The sequence below is a fragment of the Actinomadura scrupuli genome (assembly GCF_050971785.1).
Classification (GTDB): Bacteria; Actinomycetota; Actinomycetes; order Streptosporangiales; family Streptosporangiaceae; genus Actinomadura_E; species Actinomadura_E scrupuli.
In genome coordinates, this window is sequence record NZ_JBPCCU010000002.1 from 1318727 (window position 1) to 1342927 (window position 24201).

Annotated in this window: 20 protein-coding genes; 11 read left to right on the forward strand and 9 right to left on the reverse strand. The window is 71.9% G+C overall.

Annotated elements, in window-relative coordinates; translation table 11 throughout:
* The first annotated feature begins 134 nt into the window (after positions 1 to 134).
* Positions 135 to 590 carry a hypothetical protein gene (locus tag ACRYCC_RS13810; RefSeq protein ID WP_433811917.1) on the forward strand — a complete coding sequence of 152 codons (456 nt, stop codon included), beginning with the start codon at positions 135 to 137 and terminating at the stop codon, positions 588 to 590.
* A 118-nt stretch (positions 591 to 708) separates the two neighbouring features.
* Here ACRYCC_RS13810 and ACRYCC_RS13815 read toward each other — a convergent pair whose 3' ends face one another.
* On the reverse strand, positions 709 to 1911 hold the full coding sequence (locus ACRYCC_RS13815; RefSeq protein ID WP_433811919.1) for a cytochrome P450: 1203 nt from the start codon (positions 1909 to 1911) through the stop codon (positions 709 to 711).
* 131 nt (positions 1912 to 2042) lie between these two features.
* On the opposite strand from ACRYCC_RS13815, the gene ACRYCC_RS13820 reads away from it, so the two are divergent.
* Together ACRYCC_RS13820 and ACRYCC_RS13825 are read left to right on the forward strand one after the other, a co-directional pair.
* Complete coding sequence (locus ACRYCC_RS13820) at positions 2043 to 3074, forward strand: 3-oxoacyl-ACP synthase III family protein (protein ID WP_433811921.1); 1032 nt, start codon at positions 2043 to 2045, stop codon at positions 3072 to 3074.
* A gap of 177 nt (positions 3075 to 3251) precedes the next feature.
* Positions 3252 to 5537, forward strand: coding sequence for a bifunctional serine/threonine-protein kinase/ABC transporter substrate-binding protein (locus ACRYCC_RS13825; RefSeq protein ID WP_433811923.1), 2286 nt, complete (start codon positions 3252 to 3254; stop codon positions 5535 to 5537).
* Positions 5538 to 5696: 159 nt separating this feature from the next.
* On the opposite strand, the gene ACRYCC_RS13830 is transcribed toward ACRYCC_RS13825, so the two are convergent.
* Positions 5697 to 5942: a DUF397 domain-containing protein gene (locus tag ACRYCC_RS13830; protein WP_433811924.1), complete on the reverse strand. Its 246-nt coding sequence runs from the start codon at positions 5940 to 5942 to the stop codon at positions 5697 to 5699.
* A gap of 127 nt (positions 5943 to 6069) precedes the next feature.
* Between ACRYCC_RS13830 and ACRYCC_RS13835 the strand changes: the two genes are divergently transcribed.
* Positions 6070 to 6693 (forward strand): RNA polymerase sigma factor, encoded by a 624-nt coding sequence (locus tag ACRYCC_RS13835; protein WP_433811926.1) that lies wholly within the window; start codon positions 6070 to 6072, stop codon positions 6691 to 6693.
* Positions 6681 to 7811, forward strand: coding sequence for a CU044_5270 family protein (locus ACRYCC_RS13840; protein ID WP_433811928.1), 1131 nt, complete (start codon positions 6681 to 6683; stop codon positions 7809 to 7811). Before ACRYCC_RS13835 ends, ACRYCC_RS13840 begins: the two co-directional genes overlap by 13 nt.
* Before the next feature lie 277 nt (positions 7812 to 8088).
* On the opposite strand, the gene ACRYCC_RS13845 is transcribed toward ACRYCC_RS13840, so the two are convergent.
* On the reverse strand, positions 8089 to 8676 hold the full coding sequence (locus ACRYCC_RS13845) for a TetR family transcriptional regulator (RefSeq protein WP_433811929.1): 588 nt from the start codon (positions 8674 to 8676) through the stop codon (positions 8089 to 8091).
* 322 nt (positions 8677 to 8998) lie between these two features.
* Here ACRYCC_RS13845 and ACRYCC_RS13850 point away from each other — a divergent pair, with 322 nt between their 5' ends.
* The 5 genes from ACRYCC_RS13850 (at position 8999) to ACRYCC_RS13870 (ending at position 16080) form a co-directional block, all read left to right on the forward strand.
* Complete coding sequence (locus tag ACRYCC_RS13850; RefSeq protein ID WP_433811931.1) at positions 8999 to 10840, forward strand: AMP-binding protein; 1842 nt, start codon at positions 8999 to 9001, stop codon at positions 10838 to 10840.
* Positions 10841 to 11983, forward strand: a complete 1143-nt coding sequence (locus ACRYCC_RS13855) for an acyl-CoA dehydrogenase family protein (protein ID WP_433811933.1) — start codon at positions 10841 to 10843, stop codon at positions 11981 to 11983.
* 30 nt (positions 11984 to 12013) lie between these two features.
* Complete coding sequence (locus tag ACRYCC_RS13860; protein ID WP_433811935.1) at positions 12014 to 13192, forward strand: acyl-CoA dehydrogenase family protein; 1179 nt, start codon at positions 12014 to 12016, stop codon at positions 13190 to 13192.
* Between the two features lie 150 nt (positions 13193 to 13342).
* Positions 13343 to 14914: an OB-fold domain-containing protein gene (locus ACRYCC_RS13865; RefSeq protein ID WP_433811937.1), complete on the forward strand. Its 1572-nt coding sequence runs from the start codon at positions 13343 to 13345 to the stop codon at positions 14912 to 14914.
* Positions 14911 to 16080: a lipid-transfer protein gene (locus ACRYCC_RS13870; protein ID WP_433811939.1), complete on the forward strand. Its 1170-nt coding sequence runs from the start codon at positions 14911 to 14913 to the stop codon at positions 16078 to 16080. The genes ACRYCC_RS13865 and ACRYCC_RS13870 overlap by 4 nt, the downstream gene beginning before the upstream one ends.
* Before the next feature lie 29 nt (positions 16081 to 16109).
* On the opposite strand, the gene ACRYCC_RS13875 is transcribed toward ACRYCC_RS13870, so the two are convergent.
* The 5 genes from ACRYCC_RS13875 to ACRYCC_RS13895 form a co-directional block, all read right to left on the reverse strand.
* Positions 16110 to 17819: a DUF222 domain-containing protein gene (locus ACRYCC_RS13875; protein ID WP_433811941.1), complete on the reverse strand. Its 1710-nt coding sequence runs from the start codon at positions 17817 to 17819 to the stop codon at positions 16110 to 16112.
* A 151-nt stretch (positions 17820 to 17970) separates the two neighbouring features.
* On the reverse strand, positions 17971 to 18624 hold the full coding sequence (locus ACRYCC_RS13880; protein ID WP_433811943.1) for a rhomboid-like protein: 654 nt from the start codon (positions 18622 to 18624) through the stop codon (positions 17971 to 17973).
* A gap of 9 nt (positions 18625 to 18633) precedes the next feature.
* Positions 18634 to 19416, reverse strand: a complete 783-nt coding sequence (locus ACRYCC_RS13885; RefSeq protein ID WP_433811945.1) for a rhomboid-like protein — start codon at positions 19414 to 19416, stop codon at positions 18634 to 18636.
* 233 nt (positions 19417 to 19649) lie between these two features.
* On the reverse strand, positions 19650 to 20333 hold the full coding sequence (locus ACRYCC_RS13890) for a hypothetical protein (protein ID WP_433811947.1): 684 nt from the start codon (positions 20331 to 20333) through the stop codon (positions 19650 to 19652).
* Positions 20334 to 20396: 63 nt separating this feature from the next.
* Positions 20397 to 22016 carry a DHA2 family efflux MFS transporter permease subunit gene (locus ACRYCC_RS13895; RefSeq protein WP_433811949.1) on the reverse strand — a complete coding sequence of 540 codons (1620 nt, stop codon included), beginning with the start codon at positions 22014 to 22016 and terminating at the stop codon, positions 20397 to 20399.
* Between the two features lie 171 nt (positions 22017 to 22187).
* Between ACRYCC_RS13895 and ACRYCC_RS13900 the strand changes: the two genes are divergently transcribed.
* On the forward strand, positions 22188 to 22856 hold the full coding sequence (locus ACRYCC_RS13900; RefSeq protein WP_433811951.1) for a TetR family transcriptional regulator: 669 nt from the start codon (positions 22188 to 22190) through the stop codon (positions 22854 to 22856).
* A 104-nt stretch (positions 22857 to 22960) separates the two neighbouring features.
* Here ACRYCC_RS13900 and ACRYCC_RS13905 read toward each other — a convergent pair whose 3' ends face one another.
* Entirely contained in the window at positions 22961 to 24142 is a 1182-nt protein-coding gene (locus ACRYCC_RS13905) for a sigma factor-like helix-turn-helix DNA-binding protein (protein ID WP_433811953.1), read from the reverse strand.
* Between the last annotated feature and the right edge of the window lie 59 nt (positions 24143 to 24201).

The window sequence follows — 24201 nt, forward strand, 5'->3', positions numbered from 1 at the left end:
GCCCGCCGCGGTGAGCTGGGAACTCCCGGCGCGTTCCGCCCTCCGCGGCCGGACCCGCCGGGTGATGTGGGAGACGTCACGGGTGACGCTTCTCTCGTCGGGACGGCTCGAGGGCCCTCCTAGGGTTGGTCAACGTGACTCGAACTTCGCCTGCGCGCGCCCGCCTGGCCGGGACGGCCCATGACCGGCTGCGCCTGCTGGGCATGGGCCTTGCGGGGCTGGCCGGGCTGGCCTCGGTCGCCGCCTGTGGCGCCCAGGCCGAGGGCGGGAAGAGCCCCACCGCCGAGCAGACCACCGTGATGTCGCGCTACGTGCAGACCTGGAGCAAGTCCTACGACCGCACGAGCTGTGCCGAGTGGTCGGCCCGGATGACGGATCGGCAGCGCTGGACCGCGGCCCTCGACATGCTGAAGAACGCCCGGGCCGCCGACGACGCCTTCGCCGTGGTGCCGCCCGACCGGCTGGTGGACCGGTTCCGGCGCGGCGTGGACGCCCGGTGCGGCGCGGCGGCGACCGACCCGGCCACCGACACCGTCGCCGGGGCCGGAGCACGGGTCTATCTGTCGGGCAAGCGCGCCTATCACCCATGACGCGGCACTCGTAGCGGCATCCGTAGAACGGCATCCGTAGGGTGGCATCCCTCGCGCGGCACCCGTAGAACGGCACCCGCAGAGGGACACCCTTGGAACGGCACGCCTAGAACTTGTTCTAGTTCAGTCCCGATCGGTCGCCGGCGCCCGGTGCCAGGCGTACCCGGAGCGAGGCGTACGAGGGGACCAGGACCCGGCGGGCCGCCCGGCGGGACTCCACCCGCCAGGGACGGCCACCGGCGGTCAGGGTCTCCAGCATCCGGGTCACCTGGACCCGGGCCACAGCCGCGCCGAGGCACAGGTGCCGGCCGGCGCCGAACCACAGCTGGCGGGTCTCCGGCAGGTACTCGCGGGTGAGGTCGAACGGCCCCGCGCCGTTGTTGGCGACATAGGTCAGCAGCATGATCCGCTCTCCCGCCCGCAGCCGCCGCCCGGCCAGTTCCAGGTCACGGGTCACGTGCCGCCCGATCACCGGCGCCGGGGTGGCCACCCGGAGCCCCTCCCGGACCGCTCCCTCCATCAGTGCGGGGTCGGCGAGGAGCGCGTGCTGCTGCCCGGTGTCGTGCAGCAGCGCGACCGTACGGGAGGTGCCGGAGGCGCCGGTCTCGGTGCCCGCGATGGCGAGCAGGGTGGCCAGCCCGCGGGTCAGGTCCGGCCCGAGGTCCATCTCGCGGCAGCGGCCGAGGATGGTCTCCGGTCCCGCCGTGCGGTAGCCGTCCTCGACCCCGCGGGTGATGTCGGAGACGATCAGCCGGGCCTGGTCGAGGGTCTGGAGGGAGAGCTCGGTGGACGTGGCGGTGCCCATGGCCAGCCGGGCCAGCCGTTCGCCCGCTCCGAAGACCTGCCGGGCGTCGTCGTCGGAGCCCGGCCCCAGCCCCAGCAGCTCGGCGATCATGCGTCCGGCCAGCACCCGGGTGGCGTCGGCGATGTCGATGGTCTCGCCGCCGGCCAGCCGTTCCCGCATCGCCCGGTAGTGCGCGCCCTGCGAGCGTTCGACCAGCTCGCGCGCGCTCTCCTCGGTGAACAGATCGCGTGCCCGGGTCCGAAGCCCGGCGTGCCGGGCGCCGCCGAAGAACTGCGCCATCTCCGCGCCGAACAGCTGCGTCCACATGTGCCCGACACCGCCCTCGCCGACCATGTCGAAGTGTGCGTGGTCGTTGAGCACCCGGCGGGCCAGCACCGGGTCGGAGACCACCCAGCCGAGCCGGGGCACCCGGCAGATCCCGCCGGTGAACCGGCCGGCCTCCAGCAGCGCGAACAGCGCCCGATTGCCCTCCCACAGCAGCCGTGCCTCGAACCGCGCCGCCACCCTCGTCACCATGACGGCTAAGTATGGTTACTCACCGGGAAATAGCCACCTGGGACGTTCGCCTGAGTACCTTCTCGCTTGGAACGCCCGCCGGCATCGGGGATGCTCACGACGGTAGCGAACCACCGAACGAGGGGTCCCACATGAGAGCCCGTATCACGGGGGCGGCGGCCTACCTGCCGGAACACCGGGTGGACAGCGCGGAGGTCGAGCGGCGGATCGCCCGGGAGAGCGACGGGTTCGTCCCGTACCCCACCATCGTCCAGCGGATGACCGGCATCCGGTCCCGGCACGTCATGCGCGACGACCAGCAGGCCTCGGACCTGGCCGTGGCGGCGGCCGGCAAGCTGCTGGCCAACCACGGGCTGACCCCGGGGGACCTCGATCTGCTGATCTTCGGCTCCGCCTCCCAGGACCTCGTCGAGCCCGCGACCGCGCACATCGTCGCCGCCAAGCTCGGCGCGGCCTGCCCGGTCTTCGACGTCAAGAACGCCTGCAACAGCTTCCTCAACGCGCTCCAGGTGGCCGACGCGCTCATCTGTACGGGTCAGTACGGGCGGGTGCTGGTCTGCTCCGGTGAGACCCCGTCCAGGGCCGTCCGCTGGCGGGTCCGGGATCGGGCGCAGTTCGTCGACGCGTTCGCCGGCTACACCCTGTCCGACGGGGGCGCGGCGATGCTGGTCGAGGCACTGCCGGCGGACGGGGCGACGGCGGACCGGCCGGTGGGGGGCGGCATCTTCCATCTCGGCTTCTCCGCCGAGTCGCAGGCCTGGGACATCGGCACCCTGCCGGGCGGCGGTTCCCTGCACCCGCGAGACGAGGACTTCACCTACTTCAGCGGAGACGGCCGCAGGCTGAAGGACGCCTTCCTCTCCCGAGGCCCGGGCCTGTGGCTGGACGCCCTCCGTGAAACCGGCCTGACCTGGGAGGACTTCGCCGTCGTCTGCGTGCACCAGGTGACGATGCCCTACCTCGAGATGCTGCGCGGCATCCTCGGCATCCCGGCGGACAGGCTGGTGGTCACGCTCGCCGACCACGGCAACCTCGCCTCGGTGACCCTGCCGCTGCAACTCGCCACGGCCCTCGAGGAGGGCCGCTGCGGCCCCGGCGACCGGGTCGCGCTGGTCGGCCTGGCCGGCGGCGTCAGCCTCGGTGTGCTCTTCGCGGAGTTGTGATCGCAGGACCGGCCGACCGGGGGTCTGCCGATCGAGGGTCTGCCAACAGGGGGCTTGCCGACCGGGGGCTGCCGATCTGGTGGCAAGGGCAGGAAAAGGGGGATTCGCCTGGCGTCGCGAGTGCCGATGTTCGAGGATCAGTGTGTCGGGGCGGGCTGAGCACGAGATGGAGCACCCATGGCTGACCCTCTGCTGCCGGGCGATCCGGAGCGGCTGGGCGACTACGAGCTGATCGAGCGGCTGGGCGCGGGCGGCCAGGGCGTGGTGTTCCTCGGCCGCGGTCCGGACGGCGAGCAGGTCGCGGTGAAGCTCCTGCACGCCCAGCTGAGCAGGGACGAGGGGGCCCGGGCCCGGTTCGTGCGGGAGGCGAGCGTCGCCGAACGGGTCGCCGGGTTCTGCACCGCCCAGGTCCTCGACACCGATGTGGCGGGCGACCGGCCCTACATCGTGAGCGAGTACGTCCCCGGCCCGTCGTTGCTGGCGCAGGTGCAGCAGGAGGGCCCGCGGTCCGGCAGCGACCTGCACCGCCTGGCGATCGGGACGGCCACGGCGCTCGCCGCCATCCACCAGGCCGGGATCGTGCACCGCGACTTCAAGCCGCCCAACGTCCTGATGAGCCGAGAGGGTCCCCGCGTCATCGACTTCGGGATCGCCCGGGCACTGGACGCGGGCGCCACGATGTCGAGCCAGGTGGTCGGTACCCCGGCGTACATGGCGCCCGAGCAGGTCGCCGGCGGGATGATCAGCCCGAAGACGGACGTCTTCGCCTGGGGTGCCACCATCCTGTACGCGGCCACCGGACGGGCTCCGTTCGGGGCCGACACGATCCCGGCGGTCATGCACCGGGTGCTGTACTCCGAGGCGGACGTGAGCGTCCTGCCCGGCGGACTGGCCGAACTGGTCGCGGCGTGCCTGGCCAAGAACCCGGAGCAGCGGCCGGCCGCCGCCGACCTGCTCTTCGGGCTGCTGGGCCAGGTGGGCGTCGTGGCACCGCCGGCGCCCGCCGACACCGGCATCGAACCTGCGCTCGTCCAGGGAGCCGGCTACGCCACCGGGCAGTTCTCCGCCACCGGCTGGGCACGGCCGGGCGGACCCGGTCCGGACCGGCCCCCGGCGGCCCCGATGTGGACCCCGCCGGCCGTGCCGCCGCCACCGCACGCCCCACCGCATGCCCCGCCGCCCGGCACCACGCCCTACGGCCCGGGCTCGTACGGCACCGTGCCGGTGCACGGCGGGGCACCGCACCCGGGACCCGGCAAACGCCGGATCTGGCCGTGGATCGCCGCCGGGGCCGCCGCCCTGGTGGTGCTGGCCGTGGGCGTACCGGTGGCGGCCGTGCAACTGGCCGGGGGCGACGGGACGAGAGGGACGAGCGCGGAGAGCGCTGCACCGGGACCGGTGAAGACCGTGAAGATCGCCTTTGCCGGCCAGCTGACCGGGCCGAGCGCGAGCATCGGGCTCGCGCTGCAGCGCGGCGCGAAGCTCGCGGTCAACGAGTACAACGCCACCCGGCCGCGCATCTCGGCGGAGTTCGCGCAGTACGACACCCAGGGAGAGTCGGCCATCGCCGCGACGACCGCGCACAAGATGGTGGCCGACGGGATCGCCGCCGTGGTCGGCCCCGGCTTCAGCGGGGAGAGCCAGTCGGCGGGCCCGATCCTGGAACAGGCCAAGGTCCCCAGCGTCTCGCCGGCGGCCTCCGGCTCGGGTCTGTCCACCAACGGATGGCGGTACTGGCACCGAATCGTGCCGAGCATCACCGCGACCGCGCGGGCGACGGGCGAACTGCTGGCCCGCACCGGCCCCGAACGGGTGCTGGTGATCGACGACGAGGAGACCTTCACCCAGGACACCGCCAACCAGGTCAGTGACGTGCTGACCGCGAAGGGGATCGCGATCACCAAGCTACGGATCTCCTCGAGGGACTCCGACCACTCGGCGGCGGTCGCCACCCTCAAGAAGAGCGGGGCCGACGCGATCTTCTATGGCGGCTTCTACACCCCGGCGGGCACCCTCATCAAGCAGACCCGCGCGGCCGGTGTGACGGCCCGCTTCTTCCTCACCGACTACTCGCTGGCGGCCGACTTCGTGAAGACCGCCGGAAGCGGCGACGCCGAGGGCGCGATCCTGACCTGCGGCTGCCTGAACCCGGCGGCCTCGAAGGAGTCGCGGGTGCGGGACTTCGCGGGCAGGTACCGGTCGGTCTACGGGGAGGCGCCGCCCTACTACTCGGCCGAGGGCTACGACGCCGCGAGCGCCGTACTCGCCGCTCTCAAGGCCGGCAAGTCCACGGCCGAGGAGATCAACGCCTGCCTCGCCACGCTCGACGTTCCCGGGCTGGCCCAGCGGCTGCGGTTCGCCGCCAGCGGAGACAACGCCGCGGGCACGACCTACGCCTACGAGGTGAAGAGCGGAGTGATCTCGCTGATCGGCGACTCCAAGACGGCGTCGCCGTCCGGCTGAGACGGGCAGGCTGCAGGCAGGTGGGCTGTAGGCAGGTGGGCTGTAGGCAGGTGGGCTGAGACGGGCGGGCTGTAGACGGGCAGGCCGGGACGCGGGCGGTCCGGGACGCGGCGGGTCGAGTCAGGCCGCGCACCTCCGGAGAGGTGCGCGGCATCCCGTCTAGGCCTCCGGGGGCTCCTCGTCGAGGAGGTCGTCGAACTCGCCGTCCTTGACTCCGCCGATGAAGGCGTCCCACTCGGCCTCGGTGAAGTACAGCACCGGGCCCTCGGGATGCTTGGCGTCCTTCATCAGGATCGCCTGCTCGCCGGGGGCGAACACCTTGTTGTCCTTGCGGTGCTCATCGGGGACGTCCGCCGCGTCGATGAACTCGATGATGACACCGTCGTCGTTGTGGGATTCGGTCACGCGAGCAGGTTATCCCCGCGTCCCGGGCCTCGCCCCGAACTCGCTCGCGAACACTTCACCTTCCGCCGGCGAAGGAGGGGAGAACCCCCACCCGAGAGAGGCGGAACATGACCCGACGGAGCCGCACATGGCGGCCGTGATGAGGCCGGGAAACCCCGCCGCCGGCCCGGCAGGCGGAAGCGACGCCGAGACCATCCGGTCGTCGCTGCGCGAGCCGGAACGCTTCGCGGAGATCTTCGACCGTTACTACCCGGAGATCCATGGCTACGCCGCGCGGAGGCTCGGGCCGAGCCTGGCCGACGACGTGGCCGCGGAGACGTTCCTCATCGCCTTCGACCGGCGCTCCCGGTACGACCAGTCGCGCCCGCTGGCCCGGCCGTGGCTGTACGGGATCGCCTCCAACCTGATCTCCCGGCACCACCGCGCCGAGGTGCGCCAGTACCGCGCACTGGCCCGGGTCGGGCCGGAGCGGCCGGTGGACGGGCCGGCGGACCGCGCGGTCGTCCGGATCGACGCCGAGTCCACCCGGGGCCGCCTCGCCGCCGCGCTCGCCGAGATCGCCCCTGCCGACCGGGACGTGCTGCTGCTCGTCGCGTGGGCCGGGCTCAACGGCGAGGAGGCCGCCCAGTCCCTCGGCATTCCGGCGGGCACCGCCCGGTCCCGCCTGCACCGGGCCCGTACCAGGCTGCGCTCCGTCCTCGGCGGCGCCGACCCCACTCAGCAAGGAGAGGACGACCGATGGACGACCTGAGGATCCTGACCGAGGCATGGCGGACCCCCGCCCCGCCGTCCGGCACCGCGTACGCCCAGGCACGGGCGGCGGTGCTCGAACGCGCGGGCCTGGAACGCGCGGGCCTTCAGCGCGCGGGCCTGGACGGTACGGGGCTGGACGGTGCGGTTCTGGAGCGTGCGGTTCTGGAGCGTGCGGTTCTGGAAGGTACGGGGCTCGAACCTGCCGCGGCGGCCTCGCGGTCCCGGCGGGTCCGGCGGCGGCTCCGGCTGCCGCGGATGGGGGTCCGGCTGGTGGCGGTCGGCGCGCTGGCCGTGACCATCACCGCGGGGGTGACGGTCGCGCAGAACCTCGGCGGCGTCGACGAGCGCGGCCGGCCGAAGCCGATCGTGCCGGTCCTGCCGGCGGGTCCGGTCGCCAACGCCGCCCAGGCCCTCGACCGGGCCGCGACGGCGGCCGAGGCGCGGACGTTCACACCGCCCCGTCCCGACCAGTGGACCTACCTCGAGAACCGCGAGACCTCGCCCTCGGGCGGCCCGGGCGGCGTGGCCACGGGAGGCCCGCTGAAGACGCGCGTCAGCCGGCAGTGGCGACGGGCGGACGGCAAGCGGTCGGCCTGGATCGAGAAGGGGCGACTCCAGATCCAGGACGAGCCGGGCCGGCTGACCCCGCCCGCCGACTACCCGACGCTGGCCGCGCTGCCCACCGACCCGGCCGCACTGCTGAAGTGGGTCGACAAGGAGATGGGCGGCCTCGGCGGGGACGCCCCCGAGGGCCACCACGCCATGGCGTACACCCTCCTCACGACCGTGCTGCGCAACAGTGTGCTGCCGCCCGCCGTGGAGGCCGCCATCTACCGGGCGATGAAGCAGATCCCCGGTGTGACCCTCGTCCCGCGGGCCGTGGACGTCGCCGGCCGTCCGGCGCTCGCGCTCGGCCGCGTGCAGGAGGGCTGGCTGAGCGAGGAGGTGCTCCTCGACCGCACCACCTACACCTACCTGGGTGAGCGCTCGATCGCGATCAAGCAGCACACCTCGAAGGGCCTGGACGGGAGCTGGACCGTGAAAAAGGGCACGGTCCAGCTCTTCGCCGCCAGGATCAAGGCCGGCATCGTCGACAAGGCCGGTCAGCGCCTCTGACCGGAGCACGGCACAGGGCCGCCGGAGCAACTGTCCGGCGGTCCTGTCCGGCCACCCGCCCAGGGGTGTCTTCCACGGGCCGTGGTGGCACGCCCGGGCTGTCCCAGGGCGGCGCTGTGCCCCCGGGCGGCGCTGTGTCCCGAGGCGGCGCTGTCCCCGGGCGGTGGTGTGCCCCAGGGCGGTGCTGTGTCCCCGGGCGGCGCTGTGTCCCGGGCGGCGCTGTGTCCCGGGCGGCGCTGTGTCCCCGGGCGGGTGCCGGTCGCCTGGACGTCCTGCGTCAGAAGCCGGCGAGCAGCGGGGTGGCGGCCGTCTCGAGCCGGACCTGGATCTCCTCGGCGGTCGCGTGCCCCCGGAGCATCTCGATCATCTCCATGGTCCAGACGCTGGCGAGGGCCCGCACCAGGACGTGCCGCTGGTCCCCGGCGGGTATCTCCTCGCCGGGCGTGACGGCGGCGCGCAACATCAGGCCGGACATGCGGTCCCCGAAGTCGGTCTTCACGTCCGACAGCAGCAGCGAGCGGATCAGTGCCTCCGCGAGCTCGGGCTCCCGCATCAGGCCGCGGGTGGCGCGCATCAGCACCTCCACCGCGCGGCCGGGAGCGGAGGTCGCCCGCGGCGGGCGTTTCTCGATGCTGATCTCCAGCAGGTCGAGCTCCTCGCTGACCACCGCGACGACCAGGTCCATCTTGGAGGGGAAGTAACGGTAGAGCGTGCCGAGGGCGACTCCGGCGCGTTCGGCCACGGTGCGCATCTGCATCGCCTCGACGCCGCCGCGGGAGGCCAGTGCGGCCGCGGCCTGGACGATGCGCTTGCGGCGCAGAACCTGGCTGCGGGATCGCACTCCGGTCGCCTGCTCTGCGCTCACGGTGGAGTACCCCTCGATGCCGGGTGGCGTCCCGCGCCACCCTCCGCTGTCTCTCGACCGTCTCGACGTTGTCTCTCGACGTCTCGCGACTGTCTCTCGACGCATAGCGTACCGCCCTGGCAAGAACGCGTTATCTCATTTCTTCCGCGTTACGTGATCTTGCTGAGCCTGTCTCCGTCAGTAAACCGTGACATGCGTGGCCAATCCCCCTTGGCCGGGTCATGATCGCCCCTCTGGACACAGACTAGAATCTGTTCTAGTTTTCCGCCTGAGGGTACTCCCGCCCGGGGGTGGCGGAGCGCGGCCGAGGGAGTGGAGCACGGTGGACGACGCGACGACCGTGGCGGACGTGCTGCTGGCGCGTTCCACCGACGACCGTCCGGGATTGCGCTGCGTAGATGACGACCGGTCCTGGACGTGGCGCGAGTTCGTCCAGGAATGCGCCGTACGGGCCTCCTGGATGCGGGAGACCCGCGCACGGTTGCGCGGTGCGGCCGGGGCGTCCCGGCCGCTCCATCTGGGAGTGCTGTTCGACAACGTGCCGGAACTGCTGTTCCTGCTGGGCGGCGCGGCCCTGTCCGGGTCCGTCATCGTCGCGCTCAACACCACGCGCGGCGCGGCGGAACTGACCGCCGACGCCGCCCGGGCCGACTGCGACCTGATCGTCTTCGATCCAGTCCACGCCGGGGTCGCGGGAGAGCTGGCGACGCCGGGAGAACGGCTTCCGGCGGACGCCCTGCCGGCCCTGCTGGCGCGTCATCGTGGCGCGGAGCCGGTCGTCCAGCGGGGCCTCGGCCCCGGGGACCTGCTGATGCTGATCTTCACTTCGGGGACGTCCGGGAATCCGCGCGCGGTCCGGGTCACCCATCGCAAGATCGTGATTCCCGGACTGTCGCTCGCCGGCAGGCTGCTCACCGCCGACGACGTCGTCTACTGCCCGATGCCGCTCTTCCACTCCGGGGCGATCATGGCGGCGTACGCGCCCGCCCTTGTCGCCGGCGCGACGCTCGTACTGCGCCGCAGGTTCTCCGCCTCCGGGCTGCTGCCGGACGTCCGCCGCCACGGCTGCACGTACCTGCAGTACGTCGGCAAGGCCCTGTCCTACGCGCTGGCCACGCCCGGGCGGCCGGACGACCGCGACAACCCCCTCAAGATCGCCTTCGGCAACGAGGCCGCGCCGCGCGAGCAGAAGGCATTCGCCGACCGCTTCGGCTGCCTGGTCATCGACGCGTACGGCTCCACCGAGACCGCCATCTCGCTGTCACCCGACCCGCTGGGGCCGCCGGGCTCGCTCGGCCGGCTGGCCGACGGCATCAAGATCCTCAATCCGGAGACCGGAGCCGAATGCCCGGCCGGCGTCCTCGACGGTGACGGCCGGCTCACCAACGGCGAGGAGGCGATCGGCGAGCTGGTCGGCACCCAGGGCCTCGGGCTCTTCGAGGGCTACTACAACGACTCGGAGGCGGACGCGGAACGGCTGCGCGGCGGCATGTTCTGGAGCGGCGACTTCGGCTACGCGGACGAGAACGGCTACGTGTTCTTCACCGGCAGGTCCCTGGACCGGCTGCGCGTCGACGGTGAGAACTTCGGCGCCGCCCAGGTCGAGCGGGTGCTGGCCGAACTGCCCGGGATCGCCCGGCTGGCGGTGTACGGGGTACCGGACGTGGCCGCCGGCGATCAGGTGATGCTCGCGGTCGTCCTGTCCGAGGGCACCGGCAGCGAAGCCACCGGCAGCGAAGCCACCGGCACCGAGGGCACGGGCTTCGAGGGCACCGGCGGCTTCGATCCCGAGGCGTTCACCGGCTACCTGGAGCGGCGCCGGGACCTGGGCTCCAAGTGGGCGCCGCGTTACGTCCGGGTGACCCGTGAGCTCCCGGCCACCGCCTCCAACAAGATCCTCAAACGCAGGCTCGCGTCGGAGGGCTGGCACACCACCGATCCGGTGTGGTGGCGGCCCGGCAAGGACCTGACGTACCGGCTGATGACCCCCGGCGACGTGACGTGGTTGCGCGGCGAGTTCGAGACCCGGGGCCGCCTGCACCTGCTGCCCGGCCCGTTCTCCGCCGGAGGCGCGTCCGCCGAACACGCGTCCGCCGAACACGCGTCCGTGGAACACGCGTCCGGGCAACACGCGTCCGCCGAAAACCTGGAAAGGAACCGATAAGTGGACTTCAACCTCACCGACGACCAGAAGGAACTGGACGGACTCGCCACAGATCTGCTCGCGCGAGAGGCGACGGCCGGGAGGCTGGAGACCCACGAGAAGAGCGGCGCTCCCTATGACCGGGCGCTGTGGAAGGCGCTGGCCCAGGCGGGACTGCTCGGCATCGCGCTCCCGGAGGAGTCCGGCGGTGCCGGGCTCGGTGCCGTGGAGCTCGCCGTGGTGCTGCGTGCCGTCGGCGCGCACGCCGCTCCGGTCCCCGCCTACGCCTCGCTCGCGCTGGCCGCGCTGCCGATCGCCGAGCACGGCACACCGGAGCAGCGGCGGCTGCTGGCCCCGCTCGCCGAGGGCGAGACGGTGCTGACCGGTGCCTACCGCGAGCAGGGCGACGGACTCGCCACCACGGCCCGGCCTGACGGCGACGGCTACCTGCTGACGGGCGTGAAGACCTTCGTGCCGTACGCGACCGAGGCGTCGCGCATCCTCATCCCCGCGCACGTCGAGGGCCAGGGCGTGGGCGTCTTCCTGGTCGAGCCGTCGGCGGTCACGCTCACCCCGCACCCGGCGTCCACCGGCGAGCCCATGTCCCGGATCGCGCTCGACGGCGTACGGGTGGGTTCCGGCGCGCTGCTCGGCGGGACCGCGGACGGCGCCGCCTGGGCCACCCTGCGGCGGTTCGCGGTGGCGGGCGCGGTCGCCACCGTCTCCGGCGTCATCGACGGTGCCCTCAAACTGACCACCGAGTACGTCAAGACCAGGGAGCAGTTCGACCGGGCGCTGGCGCAGTTCCAGGCGGTCACCATGCAGGTCGCCGACGTCTACATCGCCAAGCGCGGCCTGGACGTCGCGGTCTGGGCCGGGGTGTGGCGGCTGGACCAGGCCCGGAACGGCGAGGAGACCGACGTCGACGAGGTGCTGGCGATCGCCGCGTACAACGCCTGTGATCCGGTCCTCAAGGCGATGTACACCTGCCAGCACCTGCACGGCGGCATCGGCCTGGACGTCACCTACCCGCTGCACCGCTACTTCGGGGCCGCCAAGCACTACGGGCATCTGCTCGGTGGCGCCGAGGCACAACTCGACGCGATCGGCGGTTTCATCGGCGGCTTCCCGGCCGGCGCCCGCAGCGTCTCCATGAGCGTCTGAGCTTGAGCGTCTGAGAAGGAGTCTTCAGCAGTGTTCATCGACCTGACCGACGAGCAGAAGGAGCTCCGCACCGAGCTGCGGGACTACTTCCGGGCATGTCTCAACGGCGAACAGCGTGACAAGATCGCGAATGATCCGTTCGGGACCGCGTACATCGAGCACTGCAAGCGGCTGGGCCGCGACGGCATGCTCGGCGTCGCCTTGCCGAAGGAGTACGGCGGCCGGGGCTTCGGCCCGCTGGAGCAGCAGATCTTCGCCAACGAGATCGCCCGCGCCGAGGTGCCGTACCCCATCATCACGCTGAACAGCGTCGCTCCCACGATCCTGCAGTACGGGACCGACGCGCAGAAGGACTTCTTCCTGCCCCGCATCCTCAAGGGCGAGTGCCACTTCGCCATCGGTTACAGCGAGCCGGGCGCGGGCACCGACCTGGCCTCCCTGCGGACCACCGCGGTCAAGGATGGCGACCACTACGTCGTCAACGGCCAGAAGATCTTCACCTCGGGTGCGCACTACTCCGACTACGTGTGGCTGGCGGCCCGTACCGACACCGACCCGGGCGGCAAGAAGCACAAGGGCATCTCGATGCTCATCGTGGACTGCAAGGACCCCGGGTTCTCGTGGACGCCGATCGTCACCATGGACGGCCGGCACCACACGAACGCGACGTACTACCAGGACGTCAAGGTCCCCGTCGACATGCTGATCGGCGAGGAGCACAAGGGCTGGAACCTCATCGTCAACCAGCTCAACCACGAACGGGTGACGCTCGGCCCGGCGGGCAACATCGGGCACACCTACGACCGGTTCGAGCACTGGGCGCGTACGGCCGTCGGACGGGACGGAAAGGCCCTGATCGAGGAGCCGGCGGTACGCCGCGCGGTCGGCCAGGTCTACAGCTACCTGCGGGTCAACGAACTCCTCAACTGGCAGGTCGCGGCCAACATGGACCTTGGCTGGCTCGGTGCGGCGGACGCCTCGGCCACCAAGGTCTACGGCTCCGAGCGGATGCAGGAGGTCGGCCGGATCGTCGGCGACGTGCTGGCCCGGTTCGGTGACCCCGGCGACCCGGCGACGGCCGAGTTCATCGATCGCGTCGACCACGGCGTCAAGGGAGCCATGGTCCTGACCTTCGGCGGCGGCGTGAACGAGGTCCAGCGGGAGCTGATCGCGATGATCGGGCTGGGCCTGCCCCGGGCTCCGCGTTGACAGAGCCCATGGCAGCGCGGGTCACGGCCTGCGGGCACTCCGTGACGGGACGCCAGTGCGGGTCATGACCTGCGGGTCATGACATGCAGGTCATGACATGCGGGACACGCCGTGGGACACGTCACGGGCCGGCAATGAGAAGGGATAAGAATGACCGCCGACACCTCGGTTCACGAGCAGCTCACGGTGCTCGCGGAGAAGCTGGCCGCCGCGGGAGAGAGTCCGGCTTCGCCATGCCCGGACCCGGTCAACGCGGCGATGATCCGCAACTGGACCCAGGCGCTCGGCGACACCGATCCGGCGTGGGAGACCACGGCGCCGCCCGCCATGATCCAGGTCTGGTCGATGCTGGGGCTGGGCGCCGCGCGCGGCGACTCGGTGGCCGACGACCCGCTGAGGCTGCTCAACGAGAGCGGCTTCACCGGGGTGGTCGCCACCAACTGCGAGCAGACCTACGACCGGTACCTTCGGCTCGGCGAGCCGCTCACCTACACGATGCGCTTCGGTGACATCACCGGCCCGAAGAAGACCGGGCTGGGGGAGGGCTACTTCGTCACCTGGTACCAGACCTGGTACGACTCCGACGGCCGGCGCGTCGCCGAAATGCTCTTCCGGGTGCTGAAGTTCCGGCCCCGCCCGAAGACGGCCGCCACCGCCCCGAAGACCGGCGGCCGGTATCCGCTGCCGCCCGCCGTCGGGCCGGACACCCGGTTCTTCTGGGACGGTGTGCGCCAGGGCGAGCTGCGGATCCAGCGCTGTGCCGGCTGTGGCGCGCTGCGGCACCCACCCGGCCCGATGTGCCCGATCTGTCATGCGACCGAGCGGGACCATGTGGTCTCCGCAGGCCGGGGTGAGGTTTACAGCTACGTCGTGCACCACCATCCGCCGGTGCCGGGCCGTACGCCACCGTTCGTGGTGGCCGTGGTCGACCTCGACGAGGGCGTACGGATCGTCGGGAACGTCATCGGCTGCCCGCCGTCCGAGGTGCGCATCGGCATGCCGGTCGAGCTCACCTTCCAGGCGATGGACGACGAGGTCACCCTCCCGCAATGGCGTCCGGCAGCATCGGCGGCGCCCGAGCCCGCCGAGACGGAGTCCGCCGCGGTCCGACCCGCCGAGACGGCGTCGGCTACGGTGCCCGCCGTCGAGGCCGCCAGAGAGGCCACCAGAGAGGCCGCCGGAGTGCCGGTAACGGAGTCCGTACGGGAGCCGGCAACGGAGCCCGGCGGCCTGCCCGCGCTGACAATCCCGCTGACCCCGACCTTCATCATCGCGACGGCGCTGGCCACCCGTGACTTCACGCCGGTGCACCACGACACCGAGCTGGCCCGCGCCCAGGGTTCGAAGGACATCTTCCTCAACATCCTGACCACCATGGGCCTGGTACAGCGCTACGTGACCGAGCGGATCCCCGGCGCCGTCCTGGAGAGCATGAAGGTGCGCCTCGGTGCCCCCGCGTACGCCGGAGACACCCTCACCCTCACCGGCCGGGTCATCGAGGCCGCCGACGGGCAGCCGCCCTCGGCCGCCACCGTGGAGGTACGGGGGGCCGTCAGCCTCGGCGACCACGTGACCGCGACCGTACGCCTCGCCGGCGGCCACTCCACCGACCCCACCAGACGTTCCACCGATCACCCTGTCGGCAGTCCCCCCGGCCACTCCACCGGTCAGTCCACCGGCCACGGTTCCACCGGCCACGATGAGAGAGGCGGAGCCGCGTGAGCACGCTGTCGGGCAAGGCGGCGATCGCCGGGATCGGCGCCACCGAGTTCTCCAAGGAGTCCGGGCGGTCCGAGCTGCGGCTCGCGGCCGAAGCCTGCCTGGACGCGATCAAGGACGCCGGGCTGTCCCCGTCCGACGTGGACGGGCTGGTCACGTTCACCGCGGACAGCAACTCCGAGATCGCCGTCGCCCGTGAGCTGGGCATTCCCGGACTTCGGTTCTTCTCCCGGGTGGACTACGGCGGGGGTGCCGCCTGCGGCACGGTCGCGCACGCCGCCATGGCCGTCGCGACCGGCCAGGCCGAGGTCGTGGTCTGCTACCGAGCGTTCAACGAGCGTTCCGGACACCGGTTCGGCCAGGCCAACAAGGCCGGGTACGCCCCGACCTCGCAAGGCCTGGAGTTCTCCTGGCACCTGCCGTACGGCTTCGCCACCCCGGCGGCCTGGGTCGCCATGCAGGCGCGGCGCTATCAGCATCTGTACGGCGCCACCAGCGAGGACTTCGGCCGGGTCGCGGTCGCGATGCGCCGGCACGCCGCCACCAACCCCAAAGCGTGGTTCTACGAGCGGCCCATCACGCTGGAGGAGCACCAGGCCTCCCGGTGGATCGTCGAGCCGCTGCACCTGCTCGACTGCTGCCAGGAGTCCGACGGCGGCGTCGCCATCGTGGTCACCACCCCGGAACGCGCCCGTGATCTGGCTCAGCCGCCCGTCATCATCCAGGCCGCGGCCCAGGGCTCCGGCCAGGGCCAGATGATGATGTTCAGCTACTACCAGGGAGACATCGCCACCCTGCCCGCCATGGGCCTGGTGGGTGAACAGCTCTGGGGCTCCGCTGGCCTCGGGCCACAGGATGTGCAGACGGCCATCCTCTATGACCATTTCACCCCGTTTGTGTTGATCCAGCTGGAGGAGCTGGGCTTCTGCGGGCGCGGTGAGGCACGGGACTTCATCGCCGACGGAGGGATCGAGATCGATGGGCGGCTTCCGCTCAACCCGCATGGGGGTCAGCTGGGCGAGGCGTACATCCACGGGATGAACGGCATCGCCGAAGGCGTCCGCCAGGTCCGCGGCAGCTCGGTCAACCAGGTCTCCGACGTGCACAACGTCCTGGTCACCGCGGGCACCGGCGTCCCGACGAGCGGCCTGATCCTGGCCAAGGCCTGACTCTGACCACGGCTTGAACTCCGGACGGGTCAAGGCGCGCCCGGTTGCCGTGAGTCGTCGGCGGTGCCGTCCAGGGAACGGTGGGCAGTGCCGGTGTCCCGGTGGGTGTCCCAGAGCGGGAGGATCTTCAGGACCGTCCGTCCCCGGCTGTCGCGGGTCTCGGTGATCCGGCCGCCGTGCTCTTCGATCCAGCGGTTGTGCCACCCGCAGGCGGGGGCGAGCTTGTCCAGGTCCGTGGGAGTGCCGAGCTTCCATCCTCCGCCGAGGTGGTGGACTTCACACAGGTGCGCGGGGATGTGGCATCCATGGACGACGCAGGTTTCGTACAGGGCGAGCAGGGGCTTGCGCTGGGCCGGGGTGACAAAGCGGACGGTCCGCCCGAGGTACAGCGGTAGCCCGTGGCGGCCGAGAACCAGGCCGCTGATGCCGGCATTGAGGGCGATGCGGCGGGCGTCATGAGGAGAGATCGGGGTGCCGTCCAGCAGCCGGGCGGGCACTCGCCCGAAGGCCGCCGACTCGATGAACCCCTGAAGGGCTTCTTTCCTCAGGTCGGGGAACGGTTCCCTCACCTCGCCTGGGGCGTCGGGCTCCGCAGGGGCTGCCGCCTCGACCGGGCCACCGGTCTCGGCCTCAGGTCCGGTCGCCGCCTCGAGCTCGTTCCCTGACTCGGGTCCGGTGTCTGCGTTGGGCTCGGTCACCGTCTCGGACTTGGTCTCTGTCTCAGATCCGGTCTCGGCCTGGAGTCCGGTCTCCGCCTGGGGCCGGGTCTCTGCCGTGGGCTCGGTTTCCACCGCGGGCTCGGTCTGCGCTGTGGTTCCGGTGTCGGCTTGGGCCGAAGTCTCGGGTGGAGCTGCTGCATGCTCCCGGGTGGGGGCGGAGCAAGGGGCGCCGGTGCCGGCAGGACCGCGACGAGTGTGGCCGAAGGGGCCGGTGTCGCCGGTGGCCGCGGTGTAGGCGGCGAGGTCGATGATGAGGGTGACCCCGGCGTTGCGGTTGCCTTCGGAGATGACCGACATCAGGGCGTCGGCGGTGCGCTGGGCGAGGTCGCGGTCATCGCCCCGGGCTCTGGGTTTCGCCAGCGGGCCGACGATCTGATCGAAGATCGCGGTGTGCTCGGGGTTGAGCCATGCCTTGACCCAGGAGCCCGAGTCCAGCGACTTCGTCCGGACGAGCCACGAGCGGGTGAACCCTCGCCGTGACTGCTCGGGCTCGGGGTCCGTGCCCTGCTGCTCGGCGATCAGGTCGGTGATGGTGTCCGCGGCCTTGGCGACGTGGGCGACCGGAGATCCCTGCTCGACCATGCCGAGGAGGATGTCCTCGGCGGCCGCGGTCTGCTCGTCGTCCAGACGCGGCGTCGCGTGGCAGATGGCCGAGGCGTACCCGAAGGACAGGGCGCTGCCGGTCAGGAGTTTCCCGACCCGGGGCAGGCGAGGCAGTTGCCTCGCCAAGGTGACGCGTTCGGCCGCGCGGCCGTGACGCATGCCCAGGGTGTTGCGCAGCCAGGAACCGGTCGAGCTGAAGCCGCCTTCGCCGTGCGCCCCGGTGGCGTCGACCCGGGCGACCAGCGGGGCGAGGGCCGCTTCCGACACATCGATGCAGCGGCCCAGCGACTCGGCGAGCTGCATGGCGGCCACACCCTGCGGTGCCGGACGGACGGCGAGCTCGGAGACGATCGCCTGGACCGCTCCCACGAGCTCCGCGGGGGAGGCATCGGCGAGGTCCAACGCAATCGAACTCATACTCGAATACTACGCTGCGTACCCACACAACGACAATACGTAGGCAAAGTCCGATCGAACTGACGAGCGCCAGGTCGGCGACGTACACGATCACGTGCGCCGGGCGCGGAGCCGATGTGCCGCGGCAGCGGATCTACCTCGGCTGCGCCTCTCAGCGGCCGGCGTCCACCGAACGCGCTGCTGTGGACCCGGCCTCCGCGTGCTCACGCGGGTGGTGGCGGGCGAAAAGGGCGCCGAGCAGGACGCCGGCGAGCATCGAGACCACATGGCCCACGGCGGCGATGTCGAAGTGCGTGATCCCCTCGAACAGGAACGGTGCCAGGACGAGGCAGCCGCCCAGCGCCACGGCGCGCTGCCAGAGTCCGCGTCCGTAGCACACGACGGCCACCAGCGCGGAGACGGTGACGTACGACGGGCCGACGTCGATGGCGTGCCGGATGGCCTGGGGCGCCGCCCCCACCGATACGCGTACGGCTGTGATGCCCTCGCTGACCAGCGTGCCCGCGATGTGAGCAATGATCACCAGGAGCGCCGCCCGCAGGTTGCCGAAGCGTCGTACGAGCAGCACCAGGCCGGTCGAGGTCAGCACGATCCACAGCAGCATCGTCTCCTCGCTGACGAACGCGGAGACCACCAGCGCGGACACCGGGCGGTTGGTCAGGTTTGCGAGGTTGGTGCTGGCCCAGCGCAGGAAGAACCGTTGGTCCGACGCGGACAGGAGGGGGGTGACGACCGCGTACATCGCGCCGAGCACGGCCAGGTACGCGACCGGTACGGGATATCTGCGCAGGAAAGCACTGATCATCGAGGAGCCTTAGGTCTTGGGTGGGAGGGGCATCAGCCGGACGGACGCGGGAGTCTCCTCGGGTGCGGGTGCGGGCTCGGTACGGGCCCGTGGGGCTGGTACGAGCCCGGGAGCGGCGGGCGGGGCGGGAGGCGCGAGTGGTGCGGCGGTCTCGGAGCCGGGGCTTGCGGCGCGTCGCCTGCCGGACGTCTCGTGTGCGACGAAGGCTCCGCCGATCACGGCTCCGGCGAGCATGGAGACCAGATGTCCCACCCCGGCGACCTCGAGGGAGGTCAGGCCCTCGAACAGCGTGGGTACGAGGACGATCCATCCGGCGAGCGCCGGGAGCCTGCTCCAGCGGTCCGGCCCGTACAGGATCACCGCGATCAACGCGGCGGCGATGACGTAGGACGGCCCGACGTCGGCGTCGCCGCGTACCGAGGGGGGCACCGCGCCGATCGACACCCGCCAGGCGGTCAGGCCCTGGCTGACCAGGGTGCCGAGGACATGCGCACCGCCGGCCAGCAGCACGGCGCGCGGGTTGCCGAACCGGCGGGCCAGCGGGAAGAGCGCCAGCGAACCCACGATCAGCCAGCCGATCACGGAGTCCTCGGAGACGAACGCGGAGACCAGCAGGGTGCCGACGGGATTGGCGGGCAGCCGGTCCAGGTTGGTGCTCGCCCAGGCCACCAGGGATCGTTGCCCGGCCGGTGAGAGGGCACAGCTGTAGATCGTGGACATGACGGCAAGCCCGGCCAGATAGCCGAGCGGCACCGGGTAGCGGCGCATGAGGCCGCTGGATCCACCGAGCACGGACGCAGCCTACGAGGCGAAGTTGGATGAAACCTGAATGTTGGCGCCTCTCTTCCCCCAGACTCTCGCCGTCCGAGATCCATCGGCGGGAGGCGGAGGCGACCGGAGACAGGGATGACGGCGGCGTCCCCCGATCATGCGATCGCCAGGGCGATCGCATGATCATGGGGACGGGTGGCCGGGGACGGGGCCTCGGCGAAGGGGATGCGCTGCAGATGGTGAAGGGGATGTGGTCAGTGCCCGGGGCGGTAGCGGCGCAGCCGTGCGGCGGCCCGCCGGGGACCGGTGCTGACCGCCACCGAACGGAAGCCGCCCGGTGCCTCGGCCACCCAGAAGGCCCCGGCGATCGCGGTGGCCTTCACCCGGTGGGTCGTACGGCGGGTACGGAACTCGACGATGACCTCGATGCTCCCGGAACCGGTCCCAGGCTGCGGAACATCCGCGGGACCGGCTCCGAGATCGGGACCGGCCCCGAGATCGGGACCGGCCCCGAGACCGGGACCGGCACCGAGATCGGTTCCAGCCGGCAGGTCGGCCCGCAGAGCAGCGTGCGGACCGGAAAGCGGACCGGAGAGCGAACCACTCTGGAGGTCGCCCTGCGTACCCGCCCGCCGACCGGACTCCGCACCGGAGTCCGGGCCGGCCGGCAGGTGTCCCCAGGCCAGCGCCCAGCGGCCCGCCGTCCTGCCCATGCCCCGCCGTCCAGGCCGGCGGCCTCGCAGGGCGCCGCGCAGCAGTGTCTGGTCGAGGCCGCCGGCCACGGCCACGTCGATCAGCCCGTCGCCGGTGTGGACCTCGAGGGCGGGCCGCCAGCCGGTGCTCTCGGCGCGTGATCCGCGGCCGATGTGCAGGTCCCAGCCGCTCTCCGGCAGGAACAGGTCGGGGGAGTCCGGGGGTGTCGTGAGAAGGGAAGCCATGGGGGCACCTCGCTCTGGAAGCGGGGCGGTACGGGTGGTGGGTCACCCGTACCGCCGGGTTGATCAGACGGCGACGCCGCCTTCTACGGGGGACTCGCCGCGACGGACGAGAAGGGCGACGAACACCGCGGCCAGCGCGACCATGGAGGCGACCACCATGGAGCTCTGGAAGCCGTCCATGAAGGCCAGGTGGCTGCCGTCGGTGATCGAGCGCGCCAGCGGGCCGGGGGTGCCGGGGGGCACCGGGGCGACGCCCTGGGCGACGTACTGGGTGGCGCCCTCGAGCCGGTGGGCGGCCTCGGTGGGGACGCCTGCGCCGGTGAGCCGGTCGACGAGCACGTTGCCGACCCGGGTGGACAGGATGGTGCCGAGCACCGCAGTGCCGAGCACGCCGCCGATCTGCGAGGCGGTCTGCTGCAGGCCGCCCGCGACGCCGGCCAGGTGCGCCGGGGCGTTGCCGACGATGGCCTCCGTACCGGCCACAATGATCATGCCGAAGGCCAGCCCGACGAGCAGGAACCACGGCCAGATGGCGGAGTAGGCGGCGTCCACGCCGATCCGCGACAGCCCGAACATCGCCACCGAGGTGAACACCATGCCGAGGACGAGCGGCAGGCGCGGGCCGAAGCGTGCGGTGAGCGCACCGGCGATGGGCGAGGCGACGATGAACACGGCGGTCATCGGCAGCATCCGGACCCCGGCGTCGACGGGGCTCATGCCGTGGACCTGCTGCAGGTAGAGCGTGATGAAGAAGATGGTGCCGAACATCGCGAAGAAGCCGAGCACGATCAGGGCGGTGGCCGCCGACAGCGAGACGGACTTGAACAGGCCCAGCGGCAGCAGCGGGTGCTCGGCGCGCAGTTCCTGGACCGTGAAGGCCACGAACAGCACGATGGCGGCGGCGAAGGACCACAGCGGCAGGGCGTCGCCGAAGCCGTACGCACCGGCCTTGATCAGGCCCCAGACCAGGGCGAACAGTGCCCCGCTGAGCAGGGCGACCCCGGGTATGTCGAACGAGCCTCCGGCCTGCTCGTCCCGGGACTCACGGATCACCCAGGCGCCGACCGCCAGCGCGATCAGGCCGAGCGGGGCGTTGAGGAAGAACACCGACTCCCAGTTGACGTTCTCCACCAGCAGGCCGCCGACGATGGGGCCGCCCGCGATCGAGATGCCGACGGTGGCGCCCCAGATCCCGATGGCGGTGTTGAGCTTCTCGGCGGGGAAGGTGTTGCGCAGGATGGCCAGGCTGGCCGGTTGCAGCAGCGCGCCGGCGAAGCCCTGGATGACCCGCCAGAAGATGACCATGCCGATGCCGCCGGAGACGCCGACCATGATGGAGGCCAGGGCGAAGCCGATGACGCCGGCGAGGAAGACCTTCTTGCGCCCGAACCGGTCGGCCAGCTTGCCCGCCGGGATGAGCGCGACCGCGAGGGCGAGCAGGTAGCCGTTGGTCACCCACTGCAGGCCCGCGAGATCGGCGTTGAGGCTCTTGGCGATGGCGGGGTTGGCGATCGAGACGACGGTGGCGTCGAGGCCGACCATCATCACGCCCAGCGCCACCGCCACCAGGGTCAGCCAGGGATGCCCGTGACCGGCGCGAGGCTTGCCCCGGGCGTTCTGCCCGGGCCGCCCACGCCGGCCGGGAAGCGCATCCAGGACGGCGCTGTTCGAGGAACGTGACATCAAAGCCTCCAGGCAGGTGGTTGACGTGCGGCTTCAGCTTTCGGAGTTAAAGTGTCATGGAATGACAGATGTCGTCAAACGACTAGCGTCGCAAAGCGACATGATTCAGATCACGACAGAAGTCACGCTCTGACTGTTGTCGTCCGGTGACTTGGTGGCTACACTGCGGCCATGAGTGCGATGGCGACTGAGGACACGGCGCCCGCGTCCGCAGGGCGGCGCGAGCGTAAGAAGCAGCTGACCCGTGAGGCGCTCACGGAGGCGGCCTTCGAGCTGTTCGCGGCTAAGGGCTTCGAGGCGACCACGGTCGAGGAGATCGCCGACGCCGTGGACGTCTCGTCCCGGACGTTCTTCCGCTACTTCGCCTCCAAGGAGGACGTCGCGCTGACGTTCCAGGAGGAGCAGTTCGCGGCCGTGCTGGCGGCGCTGGCCGCCAGGCCCGCCGACGAGCCCGTGGTCACGGCGCTGCGCCGGGCGATCGTCGGCGTCGCCGAGGCCTGCGAGGAGGGCGAGCTCGGCTTCGACCCCTCCCGTTTCCGGTGCATCCAGGAGATGATTTCGAGCAGCCCGGCGCTGATGGCCCGCAGCCTGGAGCACTCACAGAAGAAGCAGGCCGATCTCACCCGGATCATCGCCGAGCGCATGGGCACCGATCCCGCCGTGGACCTGCGCCCGCACGTGGTGGCCGCGATGGGGGGCTGCTGCTTCCGTGCCGTGGCCGACATGTGGGAGAGCTCCCCGCAGCACTACACCAAGCTCTCGGCGGCCGTGGACGAGGCGTTCGCCATCCTCGAGGAGGGCGTCAACTTCCCCTCGGTGCACAAGCCCGTACCCGAGTAGGACCCGGGCCCGCACGAGCGGGCCCGCGAACGAGCGGGCCCGCGCACGAGCCCGTCCAGGAACAGGCCATGCAGCCCTTGCGGGAGTACGTCCCGCAAGGGAGTTCACGGGCTCGGCGGGGCCTCCGGCGTCGGGGAGTCGACCGGCGTCGGGCTGGCCTGCGGGGTACCGGACGGAGTGTCCGAAGGGGTGCTCGGCGCGGGGTCCGAGGGGGTCTGCGACGGAGCGGCCGTGGCGGCCGGCGTCGACGGGGACGACAGGGTCGGCGACGACAGATGCCCCGAGGGCGTGGAGGAGGTCGTGGTGGAGCCGCCGGCGGGGGGCGGGACCGCGAGCACTCCCGGCGGAGTGGCCGTGACCGCGCCGGACGGCGCCGTGTAGGGGGCCGACGAGGACGTCGCGGGGGAGGCCCCGGTCTGCTGCGGCGTGGTGACCGACCCGCCTCCGCCGGTGGAGGTCCGGCTGCCGCTCGCACTGGGCACCAGCAGGTTCTGCCCGCTGCTCTGGGGCGCGCCGCTGCCTCCCGCGGCCGGCAGGGTCGCGATGACGCCCACGGCGGCGGCCGCGGCGGCGGCCAGCCCGACGGCACCGACGAACGCCCGGCCCGGCCTGCGCCTCGCCGCCAGTTGGTCCGAGGCGCCGGGGCCGATGACGACCAGCGGCCCCTGGTCCCGGGCGGCGGGGATCGGCCGGGTGTGCTGGACGCGGGCCGTCTCCGCCCCGCACGCCGCCAGCACGTCCGCCCGCAGTCCGGCCGGCGGCCAGGACGGCGCCCGCCGGGCGAGGAGGGCGTCCAGCGTTCCCTTCTCGAAGGCGGCGATGACGTCCTCGTGCTCCGGCCGGATCGGCCCGGGCAGCAGCACGTCGAGTACGCCGCGCTCCAGCCGCTTGCGGGCGGCCCGGATGAGCTGGGCGACGGTGTCGGTGGCCACGCCGAGCAACCGGGCGATGTCGGGGATCTCCAGCCAGCCGCCCGCGGAGAGCACGAGGACCTCGCGGTGGTCGGCGCGCAGCCCGGCGGCCGCGTGCCGGAGCGGGTCGCTGTCGCGGATCCGGGTGAACGCCTGGTCCAGGGCGCCACGCCGCAGGCAGGCGACCCGGGCGAGGCCGTAGAGCCACAGCAGGGTGCCGGTGCCGTCGCGCGGGGTGCCCTGCCGGGCCGCCGTCACGAACGCGTCGTGCAGGGCACCCGGGGCGTCGTCACCCACCAGGGACCAGCAGTAGACGTGCAGTCGGCCGGCGTACGCGTCGTACAGCGGCGCGTGCGGCTCCGGGGCTCCCTGCATGCGATCTCCGTCCCAAGTCCGTTCAATCGCCACAAATCTTGTCAAACCACAGCCGTTAT

Coding starts and splice junctions, on each gene's coding strand:
- ACRYCC_RS13815 (WP_433811919.1), bottom strand. CDS start 1,911: ATGGTGACGAGGGTGGCGGCGCGGTTCGAGGCACGGCTGCTGTGGGAG.
- ACRYCC_RS13820 (WP_433811921.1), top strand. CDS start 2,043: ATGAGAGCCCGTATCACGGGGGCGGCGGCCTACCTGCCGGAACACCGG.
- ACRYCC_RS13825 (WP_433811923.1), top strand. CDS start 3,252: ATGGCTGACCCTCTGCTGCCGGGCGATCCGGAGCGGCTGGGCGACTAC.
- ACRYCC_RS13835 (WP_433811926.1), top strand. CDS start 6,070: ATGGCGGCCGTGATGAGGCCGGGAAACCCCGCCGCCGGCCCGGCAGGC.
- ACRYCC_RS13840 (WP_433811928.1), top strand. CDS start 6,681: ATGGACGACCTGAGGATCCTGACCGAGGCATGGCGGACCCCCGCCCCG.
- ACRYCC_RS13865 (WP_433811937.1), top strand. CDS start 13,343: ATGACCGCCGACACCTCGGTTCACGAGCAGCTCACGGTGCTCGCGGAG.
- ACRYCC_RS13875 (WP_433811941.1), bottom strand. CDS start 17,819: ATGAGTTCGATTGCGTTGGACCTCGCCGATGCCTCCCCCGCGGAGCTC.
- ACRYCC_RS13880 (WP_433811943.1), bottom strand. CDS start 18,624: ATGATCAGTGCTTTCCTGCGCAGATATCCCGTACCGGTCGCGTACCTG.
- ACRYCC_RS13890 (WP_433811947.1), bottom strand. CDS start 20,333: ATGGCTTCCCTTCTCACGACACCCCCGGACTCCCCCGACCTGTTCCTG.
- ACRYCC_RS13895 (WP_433811949.1), bottom strand. CDS start 22,016: ATGTCACGTTCCTCGAACAGCGCCGTCCTGGATGCGCTTCCCGGCCGG.
- ACRYCC_RS13900 (WP_433811951.1), top strand. CDS start 22,188: ATGAGTGCGATGGCGACTGAGGACACGGCGCCCGCGTCCGCAGGGCGG.
- ACRYCC_RS13905 (WP_433811953.1), bottom strand. CDS start 24,142: ATGCAGGGAGCCCCGGAGCCGCACGCGCCGCTGTACGACGCGTACGCC.